Raw genomic sequence first — 9,696 nt, 5'->3', positions numbered from 1 at the left:
TTAAAAATTCATTCAATGTGTTCACGTGATCTGTGAATTTTATAAAATATTCTTAATAGGCTGCATCTTCCGTGCGCCCGGTAAAACGCCAATTCGCCCGGCGCGACGATCTATGAACGCGTGGCCAAACAACCGTCGATCTCAGAGCCCATCCTAAAATTCGGTTGATCGGCCTCGTGTCGTTTGATTCCCTCGATTTATCACAGCGTTGTTAGCGGCGCGCGGGTCGTCACGCGAAGGCTCGGTGGGATCAATCGCGCGCATCGTCTGTCCGCTGATGCTCGCCATGTTTTAAGAACTGGGTTTTAAGATGTGGCGGTCACACTCGGGCCCGGCGCCATGTCAGGAAAACGAAGGGCGGCGATCAAATCGGCGCGCTCGGCGCGGCAGGCGATATAGTTGGGGCCAAGGAAATCTTCATCGGCGATCGCGTATGGCTTGAACATCACCCCCTCGGGATAGAGCTTTCCAACCACGAAGCCGCGCGCGGTGAAAAATTTATAGTAATCCTCCAGAAAATCGCGGGTTTTAAGATTGATTTCGCCATATTCGAACTGCACGAGGTCAATCGCGTTGCGAGCGAACGCGTTTTGGAAGCCGTTAAGCACCGAAAACTCCGCCCCTTCGACGTCGATTTTCAGGAAATCGACATGCGCGATCCCATGCTCGGCAAGAAACGCATCGCCGGTGGTGACGCGTGCCGCGACCTCGGCGATCGTCGCATCATCATTCCCGTCGGCGGAAACCGTGACGGCGTCGCGGAGCGTGCTATTGGCGGTGTCATGTCGCGGCGAGAGATAGACCGTGATCGCCCCCTCATGATCGCCGAGCCCAAAGGGATGGATGGTGAGACGCTGGCCAAACGGCGCCGCGTTGACGGCGAGGGTTTCGGCGGTCGCGGGCGTGATCTCGAAGGCGTGAAGGCGTGCGTCGGGCAGCAAAGCGGCGGCGGCCAGCGACCACTCGCCGATATTCGCGCCGACGTCGAACAGCACAGATGGCTTGAACGGCGCCAGTGCCGCGAGCAGCGCCGCCTCGCCATTCAGATGGACGTCATATTGCCGGTTTTTCCACGCCTCGACGCATTGCTGCGAGAATGCGGCGAAAGCACGTGTATTGGCGTCGCGCCGGTCCCGCATCACCCGCCGCGCGAGCCACGCCGCGTTCTCCGGCCCCATCCGCGTAATCAAGCGGGCGAGCACGCGGATTTGAAATTCCGTCGTTAATCTGGTGAAATTAGGCATGAATGACACAACCCTCGAACAAAACGCGCGCGCCGGGATGACGCTTTCGATCGGCGTCGTCGTGCCCACCTATAATCGCGCCGGCTTTCTTCCCGAAACCCTCGATGCCATTCTCGGCCAGACACGGCAGCCGGACGCGATCATCGTCGTCGATGATGGCTCGACCGACGAGACGCAAGCGGTGCTCGCCCGCTATGCACCGCGGGTCAAGGCGCTGCGGATCACGAATTCGGGCGAACTGGTCGCGCGCAACACCGGCGTTGCGGCGCTCAAGACCGATCTTGTCGCGTTTTGCGACAGCGACGATCTCTGGCGCCCGGGTTTCCTCGCGGCGATGGAAGCGTTGTGGCGGGCGGAACCCGGCACCCGCGCCGCCTACGGCGATTTCGTCATCGTCCGCGATGGCGTTTGGCAAAACGAGAGCAAATTCGCCCAGGCGCCAGCCGGTTTTTGGGAAGGGCTGCGCGCGCTGGGGGCGGAGATCGGCGTGTTCGATACCGCGATCATCGCGCGCCTGATCGCCTTTCAGCCCTTTTTCCCCTCCGCCATGGTCGTCGATCGGCAGTATTTCCAGTCGGTCGGCGGCTGGGACGAAGCGGTGAGCCGGACCGTCGGCATGGATTTCGCAACCCATCTCCGCAACGCCGAACACCCGCCGCTCGGCGTGCTCCGCGCGCCGCTGGTCGGCATCAGGAAACATGGCGACAATTACTCCGCCGATGTCCAGAAAATGAATCTCGGCGATGCCCGCGTCCTCGAACACGTGCTGCGCACGCGCCCTGCTCTCGCCCCGCATGCGGCGCTGATCCGGGCGAGCATCGCGCGGCGCCGGCGCGAGGCGCTGGAAACCGCGTTCGCGCGCCGCGATTTCGCCGCCGTGCGGGAAATCCACGCCCTGCTGCCGACGGCCGAGCGGGGCGGGAAAATCGCCGTCAAACATGCCATCGCGACCTTGCCGGCGCCGCTCGCCAAACCCCTCGCCGCCGTGCTGCTCGCCGCCGGCTCGGCGCGCGCGCGATAATTTCCCCCTCATCGCGCCGCCGCCGAAGCGGCTGCGAGCGTGGTGGCGAGGTCGGGCATCGCCGCGAGGAAAGCCTCGAGCTTTGTCGCCGCCGTCGCCTCATCCATCGCGCCGGCCGGCGCCAGCACCGCAATCAGCGGCACGCCACTTGCAGCGCCAATCCCGAGGCTGCGCCACGCCTGGCGCAGGCGAAGCGTGATCCCCGGCCCGGTGGGCTCACCCGCCAGCCACAAGGCGCCGGCGACGACGCGAAACGGCGCCTCGGTCTCCGCGCGGGTCGCAATCAGCCGCCAAGGTTTCGCGGGGAGCGGCGAAATCAACGCATCATCGGCGCCCGCTTCTCCGGTGAGCACGCGCATCACCCGCAGAACGAGGCCAGGATCGGTCCGCGCCGGCAACGCCGCGACCGTCAGCCGGATCTCTCCGCCGGCGCACAGCAACGCGCGCATGGTGCCGTTGGCCACCGCGAGCAAGGCTGGCCGCGCCTCACTTGGGGCGGCGATGCAGCCGGCTGGCGCCGAAAAAGCGAGCCGCACGCCGGACGCCGCCGCCGCCCCGTCGAGCGCCATGGCGCTGAGCGGCGCGGCCAGCGCCAAGAGACCGAGCGCAAGGCCGGGCCAGAGCACCCGCGGTGCCGCAGACGGACGGGCAGGGATTGCCGGCGGCACCGCCATCGGCTCGCGGAACGGCAGCCCGCCGAGAATGAGAACAAAAGTCACGAAGGCGAAAAACCCCCAGCCATAGATCAGATGATCGGCGGTCGCGGCGCGGGCGCTGCCGATGATGTGGCCGAGCACGACGATGCCGAGCGCGCGCATGCCATTGGCGAGCACGGGGACGATCAGGGACGCGGCGATGAAAACCACCCGGCGCCCCGGGCTGCGATACATCACGCCGGCATAGAGCACCCCGAAGGCGATCGAAGCGACGAGAAAGCGGAGCCCAGCGCAGGCTTCGGCGACGTAGAATTTCCCCTCTGCGATCTCGATCGAAAAACCATCCGAGAAATAGGGAATGCCGAGCAGCGCGAGACCGTGATCGATGAAGCCAAGGGTAAAATTCTGCAAAGCCGGCACGAGAAAGCCGCCAAACGGCACCAGAAAGAACAGATAAAGCGCCGGCCAGAGCAGGCGGCGATAGAAATCCCACCCGAGACTGGCAAGCAACAAGACTTGCACCAGCGCCATCGCCGCGAGTTGCCGCCCTTCCATGATGCCGAGGCGCTCGGCGGCGAACCAGATCGCCGCCAGCGGCACGGCGGCGAGGAGTGCCAGCGGCCACGGCCGCGCGAACGCGCCGGCCAGCATCGCGCGCCGCTCCCAAAGCAGCCAGACGGCGATCGGCAGCACCAGAAAACCATGATTATAGGCAGTGGAATCCCACCAGGTCGCGACCGCGGCGTCCGCCTCGCGGTAAAACGCGAGCGCGAGCAGGATGAAGCCCGCCGCCAGCGCCGGCGCCGCCGGGCGAAACCCCGCCCACCACATGGGCGCCGACATCGTCGTCGGTTTCATGCTGGCACCTCCCCGCGCTTCACCGGCGCCGGGACGAACAGGGTATCAAGCGGCGCCAGCGTCTCCTCCCACGCGTAATGGCGTTGCATCGCCGCCCGCGCCGCCCGCCCAAGCTCCGGATGCCGCCCGGCGAGCACCGAAATGGCCGCCGCGATCATCGCCGGTGCGCCGTCCGCAACCAGGAGATCGCGCCCCGGCGCGGCGGTGATCCCCTCGAACGCCGCCGGTGTCGCGAGCACCGGCCGCGCCATCGCCATCGCCTCCAAAACCTTGTTTTGAACGCCGCGCGCGATGCGAAGCGGGGCGACGACCAAGGCGGCATGGGCGAGATAGGGGCGTGTGTCGGGCACGCGGCCGGTCACGACAACGCCAGGCAGGCGCGCAAGCTCACGCACCCCCCGCCCAGGCCGCGCGCCGACGATGTAAAATACCGGCGCCTTCCCGCCCGGCCGTGCTGCGCGCACGCCCGGCAGCACGGCCTTGGCGAACCAGATGACGGCATCCTGGTTTGGCCGATAATCCATGGTACCGGTGAAGACGATCGCCGGGCTGGCCTCGGGATAGGGGTTGGGCAGGCCGAGATCGGGGGCGAAACGAGCGAGATCGACGCCATTGGCGAGCGCGGTCACGCGCCCGCCGAGGTCTGGCGCCAAGAGCGCGAAATGCGCGCATTCCGCCGCCGAAACCAGGAACGTGTGGTCGAACTCGGCGGCGGCGGCACGCTCAAGGGCAAGCAGGGTGCGCGCCTCGCGGGCATAGAGCCAGCGCCCCGGCCAGGCGCTTGCCTCGGCGTAAGCGCGCCATTTCTCGGAATCGATATCGACCATGTCGAGAATACGCCGCCCGCCCCGCCTTCCCATCACATAGGGCGCCATCGCCGAGGAATAGACGAACACGTCACGGACGCCGCCGGCCCATTTGTCGGCGACCCAGCGGGCGAGGCCGCGATGGGAGAAATAATCGCGCGTCAGCGGCCGCCCCGGCCGCATCGCAAGGAGTGCCGTCAGCCGCCGCCGGCGGCGATGCAGCGGAAAACAGGCGAGATCGGCGCAAAATGTGCGCAAATCCGCGACATGCCGCCAATCTTCGGGATCATCGATCAGACAACCGACATGCACGCGATGATCGCGCGCGAGATGGCGAAGAATGTGAAAAGCGCGGATCTTCTCGCCCTTGTCCGGCGGATAGGGGATGCGATGGCTGAGAAAAAGCAGATCGGCCATGGCGGATCAGCCAATCCCGCGCACGATCGGCGGGCCGAGGACATTGGCGAGCGCAAGCGGCAGCCGCTTCCAGGTCGCGATCAGCAAACGGTATTTCGGGTTGAGCGGGTTGGTGTCGGGGATTGCCGCGCCCTCGGCGAGGAGATAGCGATAGCGGAGCGGCGTCGGCGAAAATCCCCAGTTTTTCTTGAAGGAAAACGCGCCGGTGCCAAGCTTGCTGCGTCCGAAATCAAAGAGCCGCACACCGCGCGCCGCAGCCCTGCGCATCACCTCCCAATACATGAAATCATTCGCCGCCCGCAAGCGCGCCCGTTCGGTGCCGCCGCCGTAATAGGGCAGTACCTCGTCACGAAAATAAAAATTCAGCACCGCCGCAACCGGCGCCCCGTCATCGAGGACGGTGAGGATATCGGCGCAATCGGCGAAAATCTCGAGCAGTAGGCGGAAATAGCGGCGGGAAAACACGGGCGTGCCAAGATTGCGCACGCTCTCGGCATAAATCCGATAAAACGGTTCGATGCTGGCGCCGACGCGCGAGGCCAGCCCGTTGCCGATACCCTTGCGCACCATCGCCCGCTGCTTGCGCGGGATCGCTTGGAGATTGGCCTCGTCCTCGGCGGCGATCGGCTTGCGGAACGTGACATAGCGCGCCGGCCCCTCGACCCAGCCATCGGCGAGCGGCGCGGCCTCGGCGGGACCATGGCGAAATTCGACACTTGGGGCGCCGCAAGCGCGCATTTTGTCGGCGGCGTAGGCGGCGAGGGCGGCGGCGGCTTCATCGTCGGCGGCGAGGGGGCCGCCATAGACGCAAAACGGGCTCGAGACCAGCGCATTGCCGAACAATAGCGAGGTCTTGTGAAACAGCGGCAGGACGCCAACGATGGCGCCATCGCGTTCGGCGAAGGCATAAAGCGGCCCATGGCCGAAAGCGCGCGCAATCACGTCACGCCAAGCGGCGCGATGGAAAAACGTGCCGGCGGGGAGGGCGGCAACGAACGCATCCCAAGCCGCGTCGGCGCGTTCGGTCAGCGGTTTGACGGTGACGGCCATGCCAGATCAAGCGGCCAAGTGTGCGGCGAAGACGCGGTCCATTCGGTCCCAGGTGAAATCGCGCAACAGCCGCTCGAGACGTCCGGCGGTCTGCGCGAGATTGACGTAATGGCGGAACCGGGCGCGGCGCGAGAGCCCCGCGACGCGCGGCTGGGCGGCGTCGATTTCCCAGGGATGGATATAGAAAATCCCGGCCCGCCGCTCCTGCCGATTGAGCCGGGCGAGGCCCTGGCGAAACAGCCGGTAAGGGAGGAGCCGGAAATAGCCGCCGCCGGCGCACGGCAGATTGCGCCCGAGCAAGCGGATAGTGGTCATCGGGATTTCCCAAAGCGCGCCATCGGCGGTGCGGAACGGCGTGCGCGGCGCCTCGGGCATGCCGTAAAGATCATGGCGGATCGGATAGACGCTGGAGCTATAGCGATAGCCCTGCTCGGCAAGCACCGAGAACGCCCAGGGGTTGCGCTGATTGATCGAGAATGTCGGGGCGCGATACCCCGCGACCGGAACGCCGCCGATCTGTTCGAGAATGGTCTTGGTGCGCGCGATATCGGCGGCGAAAGAGGCGGGGTCGAGGCGATCGACGCGGACATGGTCATAGCCGTGGCTCGCCAATTCATGCCCGCCGGCGACGATCCGCCGCACCATCGCGGGATGACGCTCGGCGATCCAGCCGAGGGTGAAGAAGGTGCCGCGCACCCCGGCCGCCGCGAAGCGATCGAGAAGGCGGGCGACATTGTCCTCGACCCGGCAGGCGATGCCCTCCCAATCGGCGCGCGCGATCACGGAAGACAGCGCCTGGACCTGGAAATAATCCTCGACATCGACCGTCATGGCATTGGCGATCGCCGCGCTTTCGCCCATCACGACCCCATCTCCCCCGTTCCGATCATCGCTTGAGACCGACATCACTGCCGAGCAGGTCAAGAAGACGCTCGAAAACCCGTTCCCGGCGCGCCACCACCTGCTCCAGCGCCTGCACCCGCTGCAGCAGATCGAACACCATCGAAACCTGCGGCTGGGCCGGCAGCGCAAGAGATTGGCCGGGCTCGGGCGTCACCGCGACCGGGGTTCCCGCGCCGAGATCGTCATTCAGTTCGCGCGCCGTGGTCTCGACCATCGGCTCGCTGATCTGCGATGTCTCCTCGAGCGCGCCATAGAGCAGAACCCGCGAACAGAGCCGGTTGATGCGGCGCGGCACGCCGCCGGTGTGGCGATAGACGGCGGCGAAGGCGCCGGCCTCGAAACTTGGATTGCTCCCAGACCAGCCGGCGGCCTTGAGACGATATTCGATATAGGCGCGGGTCTCCTCCTCGTTCAGCGGGCCGAGATGATAGGAGGCGAGAACGCGCTGGCGGAGCTGGTCGAGATCGGGGCTCGCGAGCGTGCGGCGGAATTGCGGCTGGCCGAGCAGGATGGTTTGCAACAAGGCATGCCCGCCATCGGTGATGTTGGAGAGCATACGCAATTCCTCGAGCGCCGGGATGTCGAGATTCTGCACCTCGTCAACAACGAGCAGGGTGCGCCGGCCGCACGCGCGATGATTGCGCAGCATCGCCTCGAAGTCACGTAGCAAAGCGGCCTTGTCACTGCCATCGATCCCGAACGCGGCGGCGATCAGGCGAAAGAGATCATTGCCGGAAACCTGCGTCGTCACGATCCGCGCCAACACATAGCTCGCTTGGTCGATCTCGGAGGCGAGACGCTCGACCAGCGTCGTCTTGCCGGCGCCGACCTCGCCGGTGATGATGATGAACCCCTCCTCCTGCGATAGGCCATAGACGAGATGGGCGATGGCGCGACTATGCACGCTCGATCCGAAGAAGAAGCGATGATCGGGGGTGAGCTGGAACGGCGGCAGCTCGAGCTTGTAGTATTCCTGGAACATGCACTCGCTATTGAAAGGTTTTGGTCAACCCGACGGTCACCATGTTCGCGGTCGCGCTGACGCCGGGCAAATTGCCGAGAAACTCCATATAGGTATATGTCGCGATAGCACTTAACGTTGGACTAATGGTGTAGGTGAGCGAACTCGATGCCTGAACTGTGGTGAAATTCTCCGCCGGCGACCCTGCGATATAAAACGACATCGGCCCATAGGTGAAAGAATTGGTCGCGCTCAGATCATCGGAAATCGTGTGGGTCCAAGACAGCGTCCCGTAAGACATGCGATCGGAATAAGACAGAATGCCCGGGACGACGGCGATCGCATAATCGGTCTCGTGGCTCCCGGTGAGCGAGAACGTGTCGCGGTCATAGGTGGTGGTGATGCCGGCATTAAAAAGCTTGGTCTGGAGCAATCCCTCCTCGAGGGCGAAGAACGGGTTGGCGATGGCGATCGGCGCGCCGGTCGCGGTCGAGGTGGTCTGTCCCGTCGGCAGCAGCGTCGAATTGGCGAGGTTGTTCTGGATCGCCTGCGGCGCGGTGTCGAGATATTCGGTGTAATTGGCGTTGATCTTGGTGCGTTTGGAAAGCTGATACTCGCCGTCGAGATAGGGATAGGTGAGGCCGTATTTGTGGCCGTAGGTCGCGATCACGGTGCTATCGGCGTTGGGCTTCCATTTGAAGCCGACATCCCAGATCGCATCATGGATCGCGATGTCGGGCTGCATGTTGTAGTTGATGTCTTCCCAGCCGCCGCCAAAGAGCAGCGCGAAGCTGTGCGTCAGCGCATAGGAAAATTCGTTGTCATAGATATTCTGATAGGAGTCCGGCCCCATGCCGAAGCCGTTATATTGCTGCAGATCGGCGGTGCTCTGAAGTTGCAGGCGGCCGAGGAAGTTCCCGGTGGTGAATTGCGCCTGCTCCTCGCTGGTCATCAGATTGCCGTTGAAGGGATTGAAGTAGGCGGGATACTGCGAGCTTGGCGGGATATAGCTGTCGACGCCATTGAGCCCGGCCAAGCCAAAATTTGTGTTGTTGAAGGAATACATCAGCTTGCCGGTGCCGTAATCACCGAACTGGTGCTGAATATAGGGGGCGACCGAGAAGCTGGTGATCTGCTCGGTAAAAGCCGGGTTATAGCCGAACGGGCCGATCGAGCCGCCGGGTGTGTCCTGGGTCGAGGCAAACCCCTGAAGATTGAGGAACAGCGTTTCGGGCACGAGGGTGATCGTCGCCTGCGCGGTGCCGTTCTCGTCGATCTGATTGAGCCCGGAATAGCCAGGATATATCAGGAAATTGGGATCATAGACCGCCGTCGCTTGGACACGCTGGGTATCGCCGACGATCGAGATCGAGGGGTTGATCGAGGTATAGATGTCAGAATCGCGCGGCGCGCTGATCATCAGCACGTTGTCGATATAGGTCTCGCTGACATTGAGGCTGGACGTGATCGCCCACGCCGGCGGCGTGCCGCCCGCTGGCGGCGGCGCCGGGGCGGCCGGGGTGAGCGGCGTCGGCAACACGTCGGGGTTGGCGAGCGGCGGCGCGCCGAGATTGACTTGCGCCACCGCGATCGGTGAGGCCGGGGCGGCCGGCGGGGCGGGGAGCAGAGCGGCGTCCTGCGCCCGGGCTGCGGTACCGCCGAGACCAAGCCCGCCCGCGCCGAGCACCAGGCCGGCGGCGATCCGCCGAAAATACCCGCCGGCATGGCGGCGAGGGCAGGCCGCGGCGCTACCGCAAAAAGCGCTCATGTGATGACCACC

8 protein-coding genes are annotated in these 9,696 nt (G+C 64.7%); 1 reads left to right on the top strand and 7 read right to left on the bottom strand.

The window, feature by feature from the left end; translation table 11 throughout:
• Positions 1–305: 305 nt before the first annotated feature.
• Complete coding sequence (locus ACP5M5_RS02385) at positions 306–1,244, bottom strand: FkbM family methyltransferase (RefSeq protein ID WP_427935274.1); 939 nt, start codon at positions 1,242–1,244, stop codon at positions 306–308.
• On the opposite strand from ACP5M5_RS02385, the gene ACP5M5_RS02380 reads away from it, so the two are divergent.
• Positions 1,243–2,265, top strand: a complete 1,023-nt coding sequence (locus ACP5M5_RS02380) for a glycosyltransferase family 2 protein (RefSeq protein WP_427935273.1) — start codon at positions 1,243–1,245, stop codon at positions 2,263–2,265. The two genes, ACP5M5_RS02385 and ACP5M5_RS02380, sit on opposite strands and share 2 nt — an antisense overlap.
• 8 nt (positions 2,266–2,273) lie before the next feature.
• Here the strand turns inward: ACP5M5_RS02380 and xrtA are convergent, their stop codons facing one another.
• Genes xrtA through ACP5M5_RS02350 form a run of 6 tightly spaced genes read right to left on the bottom strand, consistent with a single transcriptional unit; the run spans position 2,274 to position 9,684 of the window.
• On the bottom strand, positions 2,274–3,779 hold the full coding sequence (gene xrtA / locus ACP5M5_RS02375; protein ID WP_427935272.1) for an exosortase A: 1,506 nt from the start codon (positions 3,777–3,779) through the stop codon (positions 2,274–2,276).
• Positions 3,776–5,002 (bottom strand): TIGR03087 family PEP-CTERM/XrtA system glycosyltransferase, encoded by a 1,227-nt coding sequence (locus ACP5M5_RS02370; protein WP_427935270.1) that lies wholly within the window; start codon positions 5,000–5,002, stop codon positions 3,776–3,778. The genes xrtA and ACP5M5_RS02370 overlap by 4 nt, the downstream gene beginning before the upstream one ends.
• 6 nt (positions 5,003–5,008) lie before the next feature.
• Entirely contained in the window at positions 5,009–6,052 is a 1,044-nt protein-coding gene (locus tag ACP5M5_RS02365) for a FemAB family XrtA/PEP-CTERM system-associated protein (RefSeq protein ID WP_427935269.1), read from the bottom strand.
• A 6-nt stretch (positions 6,053–6,058) separates the two neighbouring features.
• A complete protein-coding gene (locus ACP5M5_RS02360; protein ID WP_427935284.1) occupies positions 6,059–6,913 on the bottom strand; it encodes an XrtA system polysaccharide deacetylase in 855 nt (284 codons plus the stop codon).
• 25 nt (positions 6,914–6,938) lie between these two features.
• Positions 6,939–7,937: an XrtA/PEP-CTERM system-associated ATPase gene (locus tag ACP5M5_RS02355; RefSeq protein WP_427935268.1), complete on the bottom strand. Its 999-nt coding sequence runs from the start codon at positions 7,935–7,937 to the stop codon at positions 6,939–6,941.
• A gap of 7 nt (positions 7,938–7,944) precedes the next feature.
• Positions 7,945–9,684 (bottom strand): hypothetical protein, encoded by a 1,740-nt coding sequence (locus ACP5M5_RS02350; RefSeq protein WP_427935267.1) that lies wholly within the window; start codon positions 9,682–9,684, stop codon positions 7,945–7,947.
• Between the last annotated feature and the right edge of the window lie 12 nt (positions 9,685–9,696).

It is taken from the genome of Acidibrevibacterium sp. (assembly GCF_049965395.1).
GTDB lineage: Bacteria > Pseudomonadota > Alphaproteobacteria > Acetobacterales > Acetobacteraceae > Acidibrevibacterium > Acidibrevibacterium fodinaquatile.
This window is presented reverse-complemented; position numbering and strand designations above follow the sequence as displayed.

What these genes read in the sequence shown, in the direction of transcription:
- ACP5M5_RS02365 (WP_427935269.1), bottom strand. Translation starts at nt 6,052, where the DNA reads ATGGCCGTCACCGTCAAACCGCTGACCGAACGCGCCGACGCGGCTTGG.
- ACP5M5_RS02355 (WP_427935268.1), bottom strand. Translation starts at nt 7,937, where the DNA reads ATGTTCCAGGAATACTACAAGCTCGAGCTGCCGCCGTTCCAGCTCACC.
- xrtA (WP_427935272.1), bottom strand. Translation starts at nt 3,779, where the DNA reads ATGAAACCGACGACGATGTCGGCGCCCATGTGGTGGGCGGGGTTTCGC.
- ACP5M5_RS02370 (WP_427935270.1), bottom strand. Translation starts at nt 5,002, where the DNA reads ATGGCCGATCTGCTTTTTCTCAGCCATCGCATCCCCTATCCGCCGGAC.
- ACP5M5_RS02350 (WP_427935267.1), bottom strand. Translation starts at nt 9,684, where the DNA reads ATGAGCGCTTTTTGCGGTAGCGCCGCGGCCTGCCCTCGCCGCCATGCC.
- ACP5M5_RS02380 (WP_427935273.1), top strand. Translation starts at nt 1,243, where the DNA reads ATGAATGACACAACCCTCGAACAAAACGCGCGCGCCGGGATGACGCTT.
- ACP5M5_RS02360 (WP_427935284.1), bottom strand. Translation starts at nt 6,913, where the DNA reads ATGGGCGAAAGCGCGGCGATCGCCAATGCCATGACGGTCGATGTCGAG.
- ACP5M5_RS02385 (WP_427935274.1), bottom strand. Translation starts at nt 1,244, where the DNA reads ATGCCTAATTTCACCAGATTAACGACGGAATTTCAAATCCGCGTGCTC.